Consider the following 17,008-nt stretch of genomic DNA (forward strand, 5'->3'; position numbering starts at 1 on the left):
GCTATGATCGTGCGAAGATCTGCACCACGTTTCCTTCTGGGTCTCTCACAGTGAAGTACTTTCCGTGGCCACCCATATCAACAATGTCGTTCACCGGTGCGCCACTCTTGATGAGCTGCTCTCGTGTCTCCATAAGATTATCTACTTCAAGAACAACGGTGCCACCGCCACCTGCTGGCACCGTCCCCTCACTGGGATCGGCTAACGCGACGCCTACCCCATTCACATCGAACTGCGTCCATCGATTTCCATCACGAAATTTAACGTTCATCCCCAATACGTCTTTGTAAAAGGTCACTGCACGGTCCATGTTCTTAACCACGTAGTACGCACTCGAGAATTTCTTAATCGCCATCTCTTCCTCCCCAGAAGGTTTTCCTTTTCCTACCTCACAACCATCACTCTTTGCAAGGAACTCGCCCGAACGAAGAGGGGCAAGCCGCGTGCGCCGCAGGCGCAAAGCGGCTTGCCCCTCTGAGAGAGGGCGCCGACTTCAAAATCTTCTCCAACACCGGGCATCCCCCCCTGTCCACTCCTCGTGTGTCCAACACATCTCTCCTTGACGCTCATTCGTCAACACTCTACCCTGCCGCTCCAGGAGGAATCCCTATGGCTGCAGAAATGCAAATGGTCACCGGTGCGGAAGCACTCTTAAATATCGCTGCAGCCGCAGGCATAGGAGTCTGCTTCGCCAATCCTGGCACCACAGAACTCCCCCTGGTTCAAGCGCTCGATCGTCACCCGTCTATTCACTCCGTGTTAGCCATTTTTGAAGGCGTATGCACGGGCGCCGCCGATGGCTATACCAGAATCTCTGGCAAACCCGCACTCGCTCTCTTGCACCTGGGACCCGGTCTTGCAAACGGCCTTGCCAATCTTCACAACGCTCGCAAAGCGGGGACTCCCGTTATTTCCGTTGTCGGCGAACACGCCTCCTGGCACATCGCAGCAAACGCCCCGTTAACATCTGACATCGAAACGCTCGCCCGTCCAATGTCAAAGTTCGTCCACACCACAACCCGTCCTGACCTTGCTGCCGCCGATATGGCCACCGCCATCTTCCACGCACTGCAACTTCCGAGTGGCCCTTCAACCGTAATCGTCCCCGGAGATGTACAGTGGACGAAAGTCCCATACCAACCTCCAACCTTCCAACTCCCAGCTCCCGCAGTCCCCAACCCAACCGATATCGAACGTGCCGCCAAGGCTCTCCGTTCCGGCAGCGCAGCCCTTATCCTCAGTGGGTCGGCACTACGCACACCGGGTCTACGTGCCGCAGACCGTATCGCCCGTGCCACCGGCTGCAAAGTGCTCGCTCCCACGTTCCCACCTGTACAGGACCGTGGTGCTGGCCTCATTTGTCCTGAGAAAATCCCCTACCCCCCAGAACCTGCTCGCCAGCTTCTCGCTCCTTACCACAACGTAATCCTTGCAGGAGCCAATGAACCCGTCGCATTCTTTGGCTATCCCGACAGCCGCAGCGGCTTGTGCGCAGAGGACGCCACAATCGTCCGCCTCTGCGACCCAACCGTCGATCCAGCTTCAGCCCTAGTTGCCCTTGCCGATTCCCTCGGGGCTCCATCCGATCATCCCGTCCCAGCTTCAGAGCGCCCACCGGCACCCAACGGTTCACTCACTCCTCTTTTGCTCTGCCAAGCCGTCGCTGCAGCACAAACCGAAAATACTATTGTTATGGACGAAGGTGCTACCGCCGGGTTCGCCTACTATAGCCTCGCCGCTGGTGCTCCCCCCTTTACGTACATGACACTCACTGGTGGTTCTATAGGCCAAGGTTTGCCATGTGCCGTCGGTGCCGCCGCGGCAGAGCCCGAGAAACGCGTCATTTGCCTGGAAGGTGATGGCTCGTCGCTCTATACGATCCAATCCCTCTGGACTATGGCTCGCGAAAAACAAAACGTCACCACCATCATCTGTAAGAATCGCGCGTATTCCATTCTGCGCTGGGAAATGGAACGCGCGAGAACGACTCCTGGCGCCGCAAGTCTTGCACTCACCGGTCTCGACAATCCTGAAATTTCCTATGTGAAAGTCGCAGAAGGCTTCGGTGTCGAGGCTCGCTCTGTTTCCACGGCAGAGACTCTCTCAGAGGCACTTTCGTATTCTTTTAGGTCGCCTGGACCCATGTTAATCGAAGCAAATTTATAGCGCCGGTTGTCTGTTCTTTTACCGCTTATTGATGATCACTTCTGGTTTTAATAACTAACAAAATCCTTTCCGATCCATTACTGACCTCTGAGTACCCCATCATTTGACCCCCAAAGTCTGCCAGGTCCCGAAACTGCGGATCTTTTGTGTCTTACAAAACACACTGAAAACGTAGCAACTCTACAAATCTCTGCTATACTCCCCTCATGTTTACTTGTGGTTGGATGAAGACAAATGGAGAACAAAAGCTGACTCCCGACGCACTTCATGCTAAATGTGCAGCAAACAATACTTGAGACGCTCAGGCTTTTCTTTGTGAAAAAACCCCATGACTTCCATCGATTCACGCCCACAGCCACTCGTACCGATACCCAGTTCTCCCTTCAGTCGTCCACTCACCCATATCTCTCACAGCGTGTTCACAGAACGTCCAGATGGCTATCTGGTAACTGACGGAGCTGGAACTATTCAAGAAGCCAATTTTTCCGCCGCACATCTTTTACAAACGACTCCAGCTGCTCTCCGCGGCAAACCGATTCTACGTTATCTGGCACAAGACAGTCGTAAGCTTTTCCTTTCCTTCCTCCGTCGCCTTCGCACCTCCGCCCCTCGTATCCAATCTTCACGAGCAACCCTGCAGCCTCATCGTGGCCCCTCTCTCCACGTTACCTTATCGGTCCTGGCATCGCGCGACGTCACTGGCAGATTTCTCACTTTTCACTGTCAGTTGACTGACCTCTCTCCGCACCAACGTTTCGATTCTCCTCGTGAACCTGGAGAATCTCAACCAACCGACCTTGATGCAATGAAGGATCTTACTCTCTGTACGCACGACCTCAACGGAGTCCTCCTCTTTGTCAACCACGCAGTCGCGTCTGCCCTTGGTTATCAAACGCGGCACATGATCGGCCATAGCCTTGCAGAGTTTCTTGTTCCCGCCGAACAGCGCCAGTTTGACGCCTACATCCAACGTATCCAAAGTAGCCCCATACAATCAGGCGCATTACGTTTCTCCACCAGAACTGGTGAAGAGCAATACTTCATGTACCGGACCGCTCGTCACGAGGTTGCAGGTCATCCACTCTATGTTCACCTGTATGCACAAAGACACTCTGCTGAGACCCAACGCAACAGCCCGCGTGTGTTACCCCGTGAAGGGCGTCAGTATTATACTCGAGATCAAGCCGAGGCGCTGGCCAAAACGAATGAAATCCTCCAAAAGGAAATCGCCGATCGCTCTCGAGCCGAAGCAGCGCTGCAACAGGCCCATCAAGATCTCGAACGCCGCGTTGCAGCCCGTACTGTGGAACTTTTTCAGGCGAACATGTTACTGGAACAAGAGATCATCGAGCGGCAACATGCTCAGGACGCCCTTCGCAATAGCGAAGCCCGTTACCGATTGCTCAGCGCTTCTGCTCCTATTGGTATCGCTCAGACTGACGCGAACGGCGCAATCGTCTATACGAACCCGTATTGGCAAACGCTAGCCCATCTGACCTTCGAACAAACGTTAGGCAAAGGCTGGCTCCAAGCGATACATCCCGATGATCGAAGCTCGGTCGCCACCGCCTGGTCGACTTCCGTCCGCACCTATCGTGAATTCTCCCTCGAATGGCGATTCTTCCTTCCCAGCGGTGAGCCCCTCTGGGTTCATGCTCGAGCTACGCCGCTTCGTTCCGCAGAAGGTGAATTCGTCGGTCATGTCAGTACTCTCGAAGATATTACCTCTCAGAAAAAAGCTCAGGCATTACTCCAAGAAGAAGCCCAAGTCTCCCGCAGACAGACCACTGCCCTTGCCCGCACGCTCAAAGCGCTGACCGCCGAACCCAACCTCGATTCCTTCTTAAGCCAGGTATTGACCGCCATTGCTCAGCAGTTGAATACGTATCGAGCCCGCTTGTGGCTCTATGAAAAGTCACAGGAGAGTTTTTCGCCATATATGGCGTACGAAAATGGAGCCGCCCAACTCATTCCTTCCACCACCTCCTCTTCTCATCTTGCTGCGGATTTCGACGAGTCGCTCTTCTGGCCCGAACTCGTACAGACACATCGCCCTATTCTCGTTACCGATGTCGAACACGATCCACGCCTATCCCACGGGAAGGAATTGTACGCTCTGGGTACCCGCACGCTGCTGCTGGTTCCTCTTCTCCTGGAAGATGAGGCTACAGGGTGGCTAAGCCTTCAAAGTACAACACTGAACAACTACCGTCCCGAGGAGATCGAACTCGCTCAAGCTTTGGCCCAGCAAATTGCCCTTGCTATGCAGCTAGCCAATTTTGCTGAACAACGCCGACAAGCCGCGATCCTCGACGAGCGTAATCGCTTGGCTCGTGAGATTCACGATACTCTAGCCCAGAGCCTGACCGGTATTGTCATTCAACTAGAGGCAGCAAAAGAAATCCTCTCTCCAGCCCCCGATGGTGCACAGCTCCACTTAACCCGAGCAATGGCTCTCGCGCGCGAAGGCCTCACGGAAGCTCGCCGCTCGGTACGTGCATTACGTCCACAAATGCTCGACCATCAAGATCTGCCCACTGCCTTGCAACACTTGACGACCCAGCTCAGCACGCGTACGCAGATTCCTATCGCATTCACGCTTCACGGCACTCCCTGCACTCTCCCAGCCGAAGTTGCCGCAAATCTTTTGCGCATCAGTCAAGAAGCTATTATTAATGCTTGGAAACATGCACAACCGAAAACCATTTCGCTCGATTTAGAATTTCAACTAGGCGAGGTACGCCTGCGGGTATGTGACGATGGTCGCGGATTTGACACCGTGTCCTCTCCAGCCGCAAGTGGTTTTGGCCTTATCAGTATGCGGGAACGCGCAGAACGTCTCGGCGGACATCTTACGATCGCTAGTACCCCTGGGCATGGTACCGAAGTAACAGTTACAGTTTCCACCTCTTAAATTCTTGAAGGACTATTTGACATATATGAACAAACAAAACCCTATTCGTATCCTCATCGTTGATGACCACCCAGTTGTTCGTCAAGGCTTAGTAGCCCTCATAGAACGTCGCGAAGATATGACCGTGGTAGGTGAAGGAAATAACGGGCGCGAGGCAATTGAACTCTTCCGTCGTTTCACTCCAGATATCACGCTGCTCGATTTACGGATGCCTGAAGTCGATGGTGTCACAGCCATCACCGCAATCCGCGAACAATCGCCTACTGCTCGTATTGTCGTCCTGACGACCTACGACAGCGATGAGGACGTCTACCGTGGGTTGCGAGCAGGTGCGAAAGCCTATCTTCTCAAAGATACCCCACCGCAAGAGCTGCTCGACACAATTCGTGCTGTCCATGCCGGGCAAACTCGTATCCCTCCCGATGTCGCCGCAAAACTTGCGGAACGCATGACCGGCCCAGAACTCACCCACAGAGAGCTTGATGTTCTCCGGTTACTCATGGCGGGAAAGAGTAACAAAGAAATTGCCGCAGCCTTGTTCATAAGTGAAGGAACCGTAAAAACACACGTCAATAATATTCTCGGAAAACTCGGCGCCAGTGACAGAACACAAGCAGTGACCACCGCCCTCAAGCGAGGACTTGTCTCGTTATCCTGATTTCACCCTGTTTACCTTGATCCCCATTTTGAGCCATCTTCACCGGGCTGTTCTCCCCTGGAAAGTTTTGCAGGAAAAGAGACAGCCCTGGCTCTCCGAATCCTCCCGTCGTCACCCCCCGTATGCTGTATTTGTAATTCTACCTTCTCCTCGATTGTTCAAATGCACGCATTTACGCTATGCAGGTATTCCCCAAGGAGGCCGTCCTGCGTTGCTCTACACCTTCTTTTCCTGCTGCGCGGACCAGGATCGCCGGTTCGCTGCTCCTAGGAAAAGTAAAAACCGCGATGCACCAGAGGACCACAAGGTCCTCGCACATTGCGTGCATACGTAAGCAGTGTAGGACGCCTCTGCCCCCTTCTCTTCACAGCACCCAGTCCCAAATACCGACAGAAAAACCAATCGCGTATGTATTCTCGCAATTCTCCGTCGTTCAGTCTTTTCACTATGCTCGACTCTCTTGCCCCTCTCCTCACGACTCTTTTCAGAGCCCCATGCACCCGAGCCAATTTTTTGATCGACACGAGGTCTTCTTCGTAGCTGGCAACCTTCCTGGGAGTATCGAGCGCTAATGGCTAACCGCGGACACGTTCTTGTCGCCGGAGCTGGGGGATTTATAGGTTGCCATTTGGTAACCTACCTCAAGCGCCAAGGCTATTGGGTCCGTGGTGTGGATCTGAAGTACCCAGAATTTAGCTCCCATTTTGCTGACGAGTTTCTTTTGCTTGACCTACGGCGGCTGGAAGACTGCTTGGAAGCGACCCGAGACATCGACGATGTATATGCATTAGCCGCTGACACTGGCGGCAGCGGGTTTCTGCGTTCACGCAAAGCATCCTCTATATACAACAACTTACTACTCTCTCTCGACGCTAGAGTCCGCACGCACCAGACGTGTCAAACGCTATCTTCTTGCCTCTTCTCTTATTCTCGCCCTTGAGTCCGGAACCCCTCCCACAATTCCACTTCAATCAAGTGCTGATGAAAATGCCCTTCTCAGGGAACAGACCACAACCCTAGAGCAGCAATTCCTAGAGAGCTTCATCCTCCAGTCTGGCGTTGACTATGGTCTGGAAACCCGCATCGTTCGCCTCCCCAGCGTTTTCGGACCACTTTCTCCCTGGCAAGGTGGTAAAGAACGCGCTCCAGCAGCTCTCTGTCGCAAAATTGCTCAGGCAAAACTCGCGCAAACGACAGAAGTTGCAATTTGGGGGGATGGCAACCAATTACGAACTCTCTGTTACATTGACGACTGCGTCTCCGCTCTTTACCAAGCTATGCAAGCAGCCCACCCGCTTTCGACCATCCAGACCTCCTCCCCCCCACTTTCGATCAATAATCTTGCTGACATCATCGCCGACATTGCCAACGTTCGCATCGCGAAGACTTATAGCCCCGTCCCCGAGAGCCTTCGACGAAGCACCTCCGACGATATCAATCTCCCTCATGTAGTGGGACTGGAACCGCAGACATCAATTGAGCGGGGGTTAGCAATAACGTACTCATGGATTGAGGAAAACGTTCGTTCTCAACAACTCACAACTCCGACAACGTAGTCCGACGGCCCGGGGCCTCTTTAGTTTTCATACCTCCTTCCGATATTCTTCTCCGAAGACCCCTCAGGAGATCAGATTCAGGTCAACTTGCTGTCCGTATGCAACCTTTGCTATGAAGAGTATACGGGATTTACTTGAACCCACTACCTTTATGACCCCTTACCAAGCGCCAACGGAAGTCTGCATAACCGTCGACACCGAATTCAGTATCGGTGGGGCCTTTGCAAACCCCACCGCTAATAAACCCGTAGGCCTACAGCGTGTCTTATGTGAGGTAGACGAAAAAGAAGAAGGCCTGGGATTCCTACTCGACACCTTTGCTGCCTATGGCATCTCGGCGACGTTCTTTGTTGAAGCGCTGAATCATTGCTATTTTGGCGATGCCCCAATGCAAGCGCTTGCTCACCGCATTCTGGCATCCTCTCAAGACGTCCAGCTTCACCTTCACCCATGTTGGACCACTTTTCGTAACCCCCAGTGGCAGACAGACCTCCCACGCGCACAACGCAGCGACTCATGGGTCGGTCTCTCAGCCGATGAAACCTACGATCTTATTCAACTCGGCCTACAAACGTTTGAAAGATGGCAACTGCCGCGCCCGATCGCGTTTCGCACCGGGAATCTCCAACCAACCACCGCCATCTATAAAGCCATGGCGCAGTTGCAGATCCCCCTCTCGTCCCACATTGCACCTCCCATACACCGCTCGCCAGATCCAACGTTCCATCTTAGTGGAGGACGGCACTGGCTTCACGGTGTTTTAGAATTACCCGTGCTCAGTTACATCGAACTACGGATTGGGTCATGGCAACGACAACACTCGTTTACTGTTGTCGCAACATCTGTCAACGAAATTGACAACCTCCTATGGGCCGCCCGCCAACACGGCATATCACCAATAGTCATACTCGCCCACCCATTTGATTTCATCAAAGCGTCAGACCAACAGTATGTCCGCATACGACGCAATCGCCTCAACCAAGACCGTCTGCGTCACTTATGTCGCTTCGTACATCAACATCCACGCGACTTTGTCTCCGTTTCCTTTCGCCAAGGTATGGACAAGTGGCTCCAGGCTCAAGGAACTGAGAATCCCCGACTGAAAGTGTCTCCCTTTGGTGTCGTTCGCCGCTTGGCAGAGAATAGCTTAAATGATTTGCTGTGGACCTATTAGCCCAACCAAGCAAGCGAACTCGTATCTGCTTCACCCACCACCGTCATCCGAAAACCATCATCATGAGGGTCCCGGCGCTTCTTTTACAACCGGGTAATCCTTGACAGCGATTTATTGGCATGGCTAATAGGTCTCTAATATCTTTTTAAGTTAAGGAGGAGGCTATGCCGACACCACAACCGGCAATTTTCGCTACAATGGGACAACACCAATGGTATGTCCATCTGAGCCGCGAGTCTGGAGCAAATCTGACGACGATAAAATCCGTGCTCACTAACCTGCGAAAGGTCTGCAAGGATCAAGGAATCAATCTCGTTCTCGGTTTTGGTCCAACCCTCTTGAAGGACCTCACCAAAGACATACCTAACGACTTTCAACCCTTTGAGACGATCAAGTCGATTGACGGCAGTGGCCGTGAAGCAAAAGGGACACAAGAAGAACTCCTCATCTGGATGAATAGCCCGCGGAAGGATCAGGTGTGGAAAGCTCAGTGGGATGCTCGTCAAGGGTTGGGCGGCCATATGAAAGTTGCACGCGAAACGATGACGTTCATTTACGGCAACTCGCTCGACATGACCGGCTTCATCGATGGCACCGGCAACCCGACCCCAGATCGTGAACGTGAAGTTGCGGTTGTTGCCAACGGTCAACCAGGAGCAGGTGGAAGTTTTATCCTTGCTCAGCGTTGGATTCACGACTTAGCATCGTGGGAAAAGCTACCGCTACAGGACCAGGAAGGCGTCTTCGGTCGCACGAAAGCCGACTCGACACGTCTCGACAAGCAACCAGCCCATTCGCATTTGTCTCATGTCGAGCTACGTCAAGGGACAACCGCAGATGCGGCAAAGCCAAAACGGGACGAGATCGCTCGCCGTTCAACACCGTATGCCTTTCACGATGGTACGGTCGGCTTATATTTCATGGCCTTCTGCCGAGCACAGGCTCCCTTCCGCGAACGCTTACGAGCAATGTATGGAGCTGATGGTGGAGTCAAAGACAAACTTGTCGACTTCAGCAATCCAGCGTCAGGCTCTTTCTACTTTGCCCCAGCAGTAGAAATCCTCGATAGTTCCCTTGCGTAAGGAGCTATCAAAGCAGATACGCCAGACAAGCTAGTCGCTTGTCTGGCGTATCTACAAGCGCGTACAACTCACTGTTATTTCTTGAGCCGGGATTCTACCCTCTGCCAGTCTACGTTTGCCATGAAAGCATCGATATATTTCGGCCGTTCAGCCGGCTTGTAGTCAAGCAAAAAAGCATGTTCCCACACATCCATGACGAGGAGTGGTGTCAACCCTGCGACATTCCCCTCCTCATGTAACGTGATCCAGTGATTGGAGAGGCGGCCCGTTGCAGGATTTTGATAACAGATTGCCCATCCCACACCACGCATTTTCCCGATCGTTACAAAATCGGCTTTCCACGCATCATAACTCCCATGACTCGCTTGCGCAGCTTTTACGAACGCGGCATTGGGATTGGGGTCGGAAGATTTCTGCTTCGTCAGGTTATCAAAATAGTATTCATGGAGAACCATGCCGTTATACTCGAACCCGAGACGACGAGTGAGCTCGGAATACATCGCCATCTTGTCTTGATCAATAGGACCACTTTGCAGAAGCTCATTCAGCTTTGTCGTCAGATGATTCGTCTGTGCAACATACCCCTCATATAACTTGAAGTGAATATCAAGAGTCTGATCGGAGATTCCTATTAATCCACTTAACGCAAACTTCCTCGCCACATACGGCACATTCGTCATCCTGTTCCTCTTTCCTAACACTTTTGCAGAGAGATTTCTTTTGGTGTAGCGTACCAGGAGTACCAGAGAAAGATCATCACCGATGAAGAAGACTCATGTTATTTATAAGCTGAGTATTTTTCTCTTTGTAGGGAATGCGCCTGTATGTTCGCCCCTCCTCCCGTCTTGATGTCTGTGACGTTACGGTAACCGTTACCTGCGCTCACAGCAGATCAGTCCACACCGTTCAGTTGAGGCCACTCCCACACCACGAGCATGGATAGTCCCTGTACGTCTCGACAAGGGATCCTTTGATGTGCCCGTCTCACGTTTCATTGAGTTAGCCGCAGCCAAGACCCTACCATCAAGACATCTCTCAAAATCACTCTTCAGAACAGCAAAGATTCTCCATCACCGCTACCCAGACACACGCCTGTTGCACGACCGAAATGGAGTACTGGTGGGGTTACCCTTCGTGGCAATAAAGCCCGGTTCCCCTCCGCCGATAGAAGACACAGAGCACGCAAGGGGGTCGCGCCGAAGGAGTATGAATGAAGACGAAACTGGCCGACGTTGCTCTTGGTTTTGTCAGTCTCTTGCTGTTAGTGCAAATCTCTTGGTTGATTTTCGACACGATTGTCTCTGACCCACCCAGTGTCTTTCTCTGGCAACAGCTCGGTTTGATACTCCTCTTAGCGACTGGCTGTGTACTGCTGTGGCGCACAACGAAAGCTCCTCAAAAAACTATCGCCCCATTCAAATCGTTCGTCTTACTTCTTCGCACTCCACGAGATCTCACCATCGCACAACTCCGCCAAGCAGTCGCTTCCTCCCTCGGAGTGCTCTGCGCAGAAAACGACAAGACCGCAACCAACTATATTACCGACACCTCACCAGCATTCCTTGTCCATGCACAGGGATACACCATCCTCGTCAATAACTGTGACAGCCTCTACATTGACCACTCACAAAATACTCAGGAAAACATCCCGAACGTCCGTCTTCAACAGGTGATCCGTGATCATCGTGCTTGGCTATCCGTCGACTTACTTGAAGCTCCCGAGACTGCGTCTAGCGATCTCATTTATCAACAGCTCGGCCGCTTGACGGCTGCACTCGCTGACACCGATTGTGTGGGGATCTACTGTCCCGAGACCAGTCAACTGAACGTTTGGCATTCGACATTGGTCACGCTTCTCCAGGGAGCGAATCCCCGACAAGCAGTAGCCGAGCTTGCCGATGTTCCTGCAGTTCGTATTCCCGCCAAAACGATAGTGGGTTACAGGAAGCATCGTACGCCGCGACTTCCATGTGGTCTGTTTTTGTCACCGCGTTCGAACAACGCCGCCCAGATCAAACTTTTGCCGTCAAAGCGCCATTCACAGATGGGAACGAAACCGAATACATGTGGTTACTCGTCAAAGAAATTGGCGACGAAACCGTGATCGGAAGCTTAGACAATGATCCCGTCTACTTGCGCAATGTTGGCGCAGGCGACACCCTTACCATTACAATCGATCAGGTAAACGACTGGCTCTACACGGATGGCGACGAAATGGTGGGAGGCTTCACAACTGAAGCCTTGACGAAAGGCTTAGCTGCATAAAAAGTGCGGCCTGACATTTCCCATGCCAGGCCGCGCTTAGTTCGAGACAGTCGACTGACTACCCACAACCTCCCCAGCCTCAAAGCATATCTCAGGCCGCCCCCTTCACCCGCTGCAGCAGTTCTAACGTCGTCCCGTCAGGGTCACGAAAATAGACCGCTTTGACCTTATAGCCATCCAGCTCAAATAGCTGCGGACGCGAGTAGAACTTCACCCCTTGCGCAGTGAGGTCAGCGTATGTCTTTTCGATGTCTTTCACCCAAAAAGCAACTTCCGTAATGCCTGGATTTTTAATCCCAGGGTATGGTCTCCCCTCGGCCACTGGCGAGAGAAAATGCAACAACTCAATCGGCGCCCCTTTCGGTTCTTCAGTACTTCGTAGGTAGACGGCCCGTAGCTGCGTCCCCTGCTCTTGCGTCAACGTGTCTGCCTCTTCTCCATCAAAAGTGACATCGCCAACCACTTGAAGCCCCAGGGTATCACGATAGAAACGCACCGCTCGTTCCATATCACTGACAGTAATGCCAACATGAGCAAAGGCTCCGAGCATTGTCTTGTCCTCCTCTCTTCCTGCACTACAGGTTAGGATGCTGTTTATGCCACGAGGTTGACCGCTCATAGGCATACGCCACTTGGCAAATCGTCGCTTCATCAAAGGGTTTGCCAGCAATTTGAAAACCAACCGGTAACCCGTCACTATCGAAGCCGCAGGGCACTTGGATTGCTGGAAATCCGGTGAAATTGAAAATCGGGGTATAGACCGAAAAACTCGCAGAAACGATACTCAACCCTGGCGAGTCATCTGCAATAGGGTTAATTTGAAAGCCGGCAGTCGGCAACATCAACACATCCACCTTGGTTGAGAGCGCTTGCAAGAGGTCATCTCGAACCTGAGCGCGAGCGCGTTGCACCATCAGATAGTGAGCCCCACTGACCAGCAATCCGTAGGCGGCAAACAACTTCGCGTGTGGGTTATAGTCGTTCCCGCGATTGCGTATGTTATCGAGATGAATCGTTGCACATTCAGCAAACAACCCCGGCCATTCGATTGCCTGCAATTGGTCTAACGTAATCGTTGGTACGTCAACGACCTCGGCCCCTAGGGTAGCGAACTGCTTGACAGCTTCGTTGTACGGTCCAAGCAGTTTCGGATCACAGTTGTCCTCATAGATTGACCGTAACAGACCGATTCGTAGTCCCTTAATATCACGCCCCAGCTTCTCGGAGAAATTTGGCACTGGCACATTAGCTGAGGCTGGGTCTTTGGCGTCATAGCCTGCACACGCTTGTAGCACTAATGCCGCATCCGTCACCGTACGTGCGAGTGGTCCCGTATGATCTAAACTCCAGGACAACGGGTACACGCCCGCACGACTCACACGACCATAGGTTGCTTTCAGGCCGACGATCCCACACGCTTGAGCTGGCCAACGAATAGAACCACCGGTACACGAGCCCATACCTGCATAGGCTAACCCAGCAGCTGTTGAGGCAGCTGTTCCACTACTTGAACCACCAGCGTCTCGCCCCAAGTTCCATGGATTTCGTGTCGGACCGAAATAGGACTTTGTCGTTGGAAAACCATAGGCAAACTCATACGTCGCGGTCTTACCAAGGATCAGTGCACCCGCCTCCTTGAGCTTCGCTACGGTCGTACAGTCATTGGTCGCAATGTAATCATCAAGAGGTTTTGAACCACAGGTCGTCCGTCCACTCTCGTAGATATCCTTGATGCCGATAGGAATACCATGCAGTGGACCGCGATATTGTCCACGCTGAACCTCAGCTTCCGCCTGACGTGCTGCGGCACGGACTTCATCGGTGAAAACCGTGTAATACGAATGGAGTTGAGGATCGAGTTGTGCGATACGAGAGAGCATCAACTCGGTCAGCTCGACAGGTGACACCTCTTTTCGCTCCACCTTCGCACTGACTTCAGCAATCGACGCATAGGCTAACTCGTGAGTAGCCGTCATCTGTTGCTTCCTCCTTTCTCAGGAGAATAGGTCAAGAGCGGCTCACTTTCAGGGATGACCATGCCATCGGCAATCGAGCGTGAGCGTAACATCCCGTGGACAACATCCTGCCACCGAAGCAGGTTGTCATACGCCGGAACGAGCTGATCAAGCTCACTATCAGTTAAGGAGAGATTCCACTCGGCGAGTTTTGCGGCAATGATGGCTTTCTTATCCATTGTCGCCCCCTATTCTTGCACAAAACGTTTCTTGACCCAGCCCTGATCAAATGGGGTCCAAAACACCGGCTTCAGGTGTACTCTCGTGAACTTCCACTCACCATGTTCTTTTCTGAAATGGTTCTCATACGTCGCCGTTCCCCACACAGCCTGGGACTGGCGACCATCATTCATGGTCATGGTGCAAGGTTCCAACAAATACCACGTTCCCACCGCGGTAGAGCCAGTTACTTCAACTGAGGCATTCATGACGTAATGGAGCGCAAAAGGCAAGGCAGAAGACTGTGCCTTGCGAAGAAATTCTTCAATCGCTTTTGGCCCTTCAGCGTAACCAAAGGGTTTACCGTCCCAGACGGCATCTTCGGTAAAAAGAGTGGGAAACGTCACATAGTCCTGAGTATCTGCACAGTGACAATAGCGGATCTTGAGTTTTTTGATTGCCTCGATGTCCTCCAACGCTTGCAGTCGACGTTCGATGTCAGCGCTACTCATACCTTTACCTCCTTCGCCGCGGGTTTAGCGTGTCTCTAACACTTTCCCCTGACCAATCGCAACTATCCTCACACAGGAGCTTGACCGGTGCCTGCAGAAAACGGTAGCGTCGCCTCACGACAAGGAGGGAAATCTATGAAGATCACACGCTTTATTGCTACGGAAGATGGCGGTTCGCGATTCACGGAGATTGAGGTTCCGTTTTCTCAGCCAATGAAAGACGCAGACGGACACACGCTCCTGCTATCAAATGCCTACACGTCCCCAAACGTGCGCTTCGCAGAACTGCCGGCAGGAATGTCACAAACCTGGCATAACGCGCCAGCGCGACAAATTGTCGTTGTCCTTTCGGGAACACTCGAAGTGACAACAACCGACGGTCAGAGCCGTCAATGGAAAGCCGGACAAGCCTTTCTTGCCGACGATGTCACCGGCAAAGGCCATTTGACAAAAACCATCGGCGGAGCAACGCAGGTGATGTTTGCACCGCTCCCGCCGGGGTTTTCGGTGGAGAAGTGGTCCGCTTAAGAACGGAAGAACGGGTGACAGGGCGAATGGGAGAGCCGGCGACCGCTCCACCACTTCTTAGTTGCTCCTTCGCCCGCCCTTTCGCCCGTTCATCTTCCTGCTCCTCATCGTTCTCCGACGAGAGGTGAGGTCACTTTTGCAAATGTCTCACTGAGTGAGGTTTTCACATCAACGACAGTAGGTTGTTCACTAGCGAGTGCCGCTTTCAAGGCAGGCTCAAGCTGGCTCGGATGTTCGACACGAATACCGTTACAGCCGATCGCTCGCGCAATCTCAGCATGATCGAAATCGGCAAAGTCACAGGCGATATTGCGGTCACCCTGGCCATGTTTGACCCACCCCAGCGCCCCGTTGTTGAAAACGACCGACACAATCGGAATGTTCTCTTCTTTGGCGGTCATCAGCCCATTCATCCCGATAGCAAAACCACCATCACCAGAAACCGCCACGACCTGTCGTCGTGGATAGATCAGTTTCGCCGCCAGCGCTGAAGGAATAGCGTAGCCCATACCACCCACACCCGCCGGTTGCAGAAACGTTCCTGGACCTTTCGTCTGGTAATAGTGCGTCATAAAGATGCGGTTCTCGCCTGCGTCACAGGTAATAATCGCATCGTTCGCAACAGTCTTGTGCAAATCCCGAATGACACGCTGGGGCAGAATAGGCGCGGCGTTCGAGACAAACTCTGCCGCATTGAAGAACCCATGTTGAGCGCGTGCGCTTTGCAGATAAGCACGTGCCGTTTCTTTCTTCGCTGCTGACACGCTACCGGCGGATCGTAGCGCCTCAGTCAACTGCGCTAAGACCACTTTGGCGTCGCCGATCAGTGGAATTTCTACCGGGTAGGTCCAGGAAGCATTCTTGGGTTCAATTTCGATTTGGATAATCGTTTGACGTTTAGGATCAAGTAATTTTGTCGTCTCGAATGCGGTGTCGGTTGGTGCAAGCTTCGACCCAACGACCAACACCACATCCGCTTCCCCAACCACCGCGTTTGCTAATGCGGTACCGAAATTGCCACAGGTTCCAAGGGCTAACGCATGCGTTTCAGCAAATGTTCCTTTTCCACCGGCAGTCGTAGCAACCGGCGCGGCCAGCGTGTCCGCAACGGTAACGAGCCCATCGTACGCATTACCAATGCGTACGCCGTTCCCCGCGATGATCACAGGCCGTTCGGCCTGTATGAGGAGCTGTACTGCTGTTTCGACGGCTGAGAGATCAGCTGCTGGTGGTGGACCAGGAAGAAACGGCTCCATCGTGTACAGAGGTGGGCGCGAAGTTGGTCCGATGCGTCCACGTAACGCCTGACTATGAAATAGCACCGCGACGGGTCCACGCTCACCTGTCAGCGCATGCTTAATCCCCATCTGTGTGCACTGCACAGCGTGTGTGCCACTCGTCGCCACCAGCACTTGCTTAGTAAATCCAGAGAACGTCTGTTTCGCATCCCACGAGCCATACTCTCCGACTCCGGATTGATATGGTCCATGTAGCGAATACGGCGAGTGATCACTCAAGTCAGTCAGAATCAACATGGGTGAACTCGAGAGGTGCGCCTCAATTGCCGCCATGCTGACATGTACCATAAACGCAGCTTGCGCAATCGTCACTCCTGGTTTTCCCGTGAGTCGGCCATAAACCTCAGCCATGACCCCAGCACGAGATTCCTCGCGCACGAGGACGGCACGAATGCTGCTTTTGTGATCATACAATGCGTTGTATAGGATACCGGTATTCCCACCAGGCATACCAAAGACCATGTCGATTCCAGCTTGTTCGAGAACGCGGACGATGGCTTCACTAGGAGAGACCTCTTCAGTGAGTAGTGAACGTGCGGGCCGCCGGATGAACTCCGTCATACATGTTCCTCCTTCTCCGCGCACTGTAAGTAACCTAGCCAAGAAACGCAAAGGTGGGCTATCGTGCGGCTTGACAAAAAAGCGCAAGACAATCTATGGGGACAACATGCATATCTCTCA

15 protein-coding genes and 1 pseudogene are annotated in these 17,008 nt (G+C 52.8%); 9 read left to right on the top strand and 7 right to left on the bottom strand.

Going from position 1 to position 17,008, the window contains the following annotated elements; all coding sequences use genetic code 11:
* Position 1 precedes the first annotated feature (1 nt).
* The gene (locus tag FJ147_00940) at positions 2-355 is read right to left on the bottom strand and encodes a hypothetical protein (GenBank protein ID MBM4254443.1); all 354 of its coding nucleotides are present in this window, start codon (positions 353-355) and stop codon (positions 2-4) included.
* 254 nt (positions 356-609) lie between these two features.
* Between FJ147_00940 and FJ147_00945 the strand changes: the two genes are divergently transcribed.
* The 7 genes and pseudogenes from FJ147_00945 to FJ147_00975 all read left to right on the top strand — a co-directional run bounded on the left by FJ147_00945 (position 610) and on the right by FJ147_00975 (position 9,550).
* The gene (locus FJ147_00945; protein MBM4254444.1) at positions 610-2,166 is read left to right on the top strand and encodes an acetolactate synthase large subunit; all 1,557 of its coding nucleotides are present in this window, start codon (positions 610-612) and stop codon (positions 2,164-2,166) included.
* Between the two features lie 328 nt (positions 2,167-2,494).
* Positions 2,495-5,080, top strand: coding sequence for a PAS domain S-box protein (locus FJ147_00950; protein MBM4254445.1), 2,586 nt, complete (start codon positions 2,495-2,497; stop codon positions 5,078-5,080).
* A gap of 25 nt (positions 5,081-5,105) precedes the next feature.
* Positions 5,106-5,738, top strand: a complete 633-nt coding sequence (locus tag FJ147_00955; protein ID MBM4254446.1) for a response regulator transcription factor — start codon at positions 5,106-5,108, stop codon at positions 5,736-5,738.
* Positions 5,739-6,309: 571 nt separating this feature from the next.
* Positions 6,310-6,678 (top strand): NAD-dependent epimerase/dehydratase family protein, encoded by a 369-nt coding sequence (locus tag FJ147_00960; GenBank protein ID MBM4254447.1) that lies wholly within the window; start codon positions 6,310-6,312, stop codon positions 6,676-6,678.
* Positions 6,581-7,294: pseudogene (locus FJ147_00965) on the top strand (NAD-dependent epimerase/dehydratase family protein). Before FJ147_00960 ends, FJ147_00965 begins: the two are co-directional and overlap by 98 nt.
* A 112-nt stretch (positions 7,295-7,406) precedes the next feature.
* A complete protein-coding gene (locus FJ147_00970; protein ID MBM4254448.1) occupies positions 7,407-8,468 on the top strand; it encodes a polysaccharide deacetylase in 1,062 nt (353 codons plus the stop codon).
* Between the two features lie 164 nt (positions 8,469-8,632).
* On the top strand, positions 8,633-9,550 hold the full coding sequence (locus FJ147_00975) for a Dyp-type peroxidase (protein ID MBM4254449.1): 918 nt from the start codon (positions 8,633-8,635) through the stop codon (positions 9,548-9,550).
* Between the two features lie 74 nt (positions 9,551-9,624).
* Here the strand turns inward: FJ147_00975 and FJ147_00980 are convergent, their stop codons facing one another.
* Positions 9,625-10,230: a superoxide dismutase gene (locus tag FJ147_00980; protein ID MBM4254450.1), complete on the bottom strand. Its 606-nt coding sequence runs from the start codon at positions 10,228-10,230 to the stop codon at positions 9,625-9,627.
* A 1,288-nt stretch (positions 10,231-11,518) separates the two neighbouring features.
* Between FJ147_00980 and FJ147_00985 the strand changes: the two genes are divergently transcribed.
* On the top strand, positions 11,519-11,815 hold the full coding sequence (locus tag FJ147_00985; protein MBM4254451.1) for a DUF2314 domain-containing protein: 297 nt from the start codon (positions 11,519-11,521) through the stop codon (positions 11,813-11,815).
* Between the two features lie 91 nt (positions 11,816-11,906).
* Here the strand turns inward: FJ147_00985 and FJ147_00990 are convergent, their stop codons facing one another.
* From FJ147_00990 to FJ147_01005, 4 genes are read right to left on the bottom strand one after another with little or no spacing between them, the layout of a single operon-like run.
* Entirely contained in the window at positions 11,907-12,467 is a 561-nt protein-coding gene (locus tag FJ147_00990; protein ID MBM4254452.1) for a VOC family protein, read from the bottom strand.
* Positions 12,391-13,791 (bottom strand): amidase, encoded by a 1,401-nt coding sequence (locus tag FJ147_00995; GenBank protein ID MBM4254453.1) that lies wholly within the window; start codon positions 13,789-13,791, stop codon positions 12,391-12,393. The genes FJ147_00990 and FJ147_00995 overlap by 77 nt, the downstream gene beginning before the upstream one ends.
* Positions 13,788-14,009 (bottom strand): hypothetical protein, encoded by a 222-nt coding sequence (locus tag FJ147_01000; protein ID MBM4254454.1) that lies wholly within the window; start codon positions 14,007-14,009, stop codon positions 13,788-13,790. The genes FJ147_00995 and FJ147_01000 overlap by 4 nt, the downstream gene beginning before the upstream one ends.
* A gap of 9 nt (positions 14,010-14,018) precedes the next feature.
* The gene (locus tag FJ147_01005) at positions 14,019-14,501 is read right to left on the bottom strand and encodes a nuclear transport factor 2 family protein (GenBank protein ID MBM4254455.1); all 483 of its coding nucleotides are present in this window, start codon (positions 14,499-14,501) and stop codon (positions 14,019-14,021) included.
* Positions 14,502-14,636: 135 nt separating this feature from the next.
* Here FJ147_01005 and FJ147_01010 point away from each other — a divergent pair, with 135 nt between their 5' ends.
* Positions 14,637-15,029: a hypothetical protein gene (locus tag FJ147_01010; GenBank protein ID MBM4254456.1), complete on the top strand. Its 393-nt coding sequence runs from the start codon at positions 14,637-14,639 to the stop codon at positions 15,027-15,029.
* A gap of 104 nt (positions 15,030-15,133) precedes the next feature.
* Here FJ147_01010 and FJ147_01015 read toward each other — a convergent pair whose 3' ends face one another.
* Positions 15,134-16,888: a thiamine pyrophosphate-binding protein gene (locus FJ147_01015; GenBank protein MBM4254457.1), complete on the bottom strand. Its 1,755-nt coding sequence runs from the start codon at positions 16,886-16,888 to the stop codon at positions 15,134-15,136.
* Between the last annotated feature and the right edge of the window lie 120 nt (positions 16,889-17,008).

It is taken from the genome of Deltaproteobacteria bacterium (assembly GCA_016874775.1).
Lineage (GTDB): Bacteria > Desulfobacterota > Binatia > Bin18 > Bin18 > VGTJ01.

What these genes read in the sequence shown, in the direction of transcription:
- FJ147_00940 (MBM4254443.1), bottom strand. Translation starts at nt 355, where the DNA reads ATGGCGATTAAGAAATTCTCGAGTGCGTACTACGTGGTTAAGAACATG.
- FJ147_00945 (MBM4254444.1), top strand. Translation starts at nt 610, where the DNA reads ATGGCTGCAGAAATGCAAATGGTCACCGGTGCGGAAGCACTCTTAAAT.
- FJ147_00950 (MBM4254445.1), top strand. Translation starts at nt 2,495, where the DNA reads ATGACTTCCATCGATTCACGCCCACAGCCACTCGTACCGATACCCAGT.
- FJ147_00955 (MBM4254446.1), top strand. Translation starts at nt 5,106, where the DNA reads ATGAACAAACAAAACCCTATTCGTATCCTCATCGTTGATGACCACCCA.
- FJ147_00960 (MBM4254447.1), top strand. Translation starts at nt 6,310, where the DNA reads ATGGCTAACCGCGGACACGTTCTTGTCGCCGGAGCTGGGGGATTTATA.
- FJ147_00970 (MBM4254448.1), top strand. Translation starts at nt 7,407, where the DNA reads ATGAAGAGTATACGGGATTTACTTGAACCCACTACCTTTATGACCCCT.
- FJ147_00975 (MBM4254449.1), top strand. Translation starts at nt 8,633, where the DNA reads ATGCCGACACCACAACCGGCAATTTTCGCTACAATGGGACAACACCAA.
- FJ147_00980 (MBM4254450.1), bottom strand. Translation starts at nt 10,230, where the DNA reads ATGACGAATGTGCCGTATGTGGCGAGGAAGTTTGCGTTAAGTGGATTA.
- FJ147_00985 (MBM4254451.1), top strand. Translation starts at nt 11,519, where the DNA reads ATGTGGTCTGTTTTTGTCACCGCGTTCGAACAACGCCGCCCAGATCAA.
- FJ147_00990 (MBM4254452.1), bottom strand. Translation starts at nt 12,467, where the DNA reads ATGAAGCGACGATTTGCCAAGTGGCGTATGCCTATGAGCGGTCAACCT.
- FJ147_00995 (MBM4254453.1), bottom strand. Translation starts at nt 13,791, where the DNA reads ATGACGGCTACTCACGAGTTAGCCTATGCGTCGATTGCTGAAGTCAGT.
- FJ147_01000 (MBM4254454.1), bottom strand. Translation starts at nt 14,009, where the DNA reads ATGGATAAGAAAGCCATCATTGCCGCAAAACTCGCCGAGTGGAATCTC.
- FJ147_01005 (MBM4254455.1), bottom strand. Translation starts at nt 14,501, where the DNA reads ATGAGTAGCGCTGACATCGAACGTCGACTGCAAGCGTTGGAGGACATC.
- FJ147_01010 (MBM4254456.1), top strand. Translation starts at nt 14,637, where the DNA reads ATGAAGATCACACGCTTTATTGCTACGGAAGATGGCGGTTCGCGATTC.
- FJ147_01015 (MBM4254457.1), bottom strand. Translation starts at nt 16,888, where the DNA reads ATGACGGAGTTCATCCGGCGGCCCGCACGTTCACTACTCACTGAAGAG.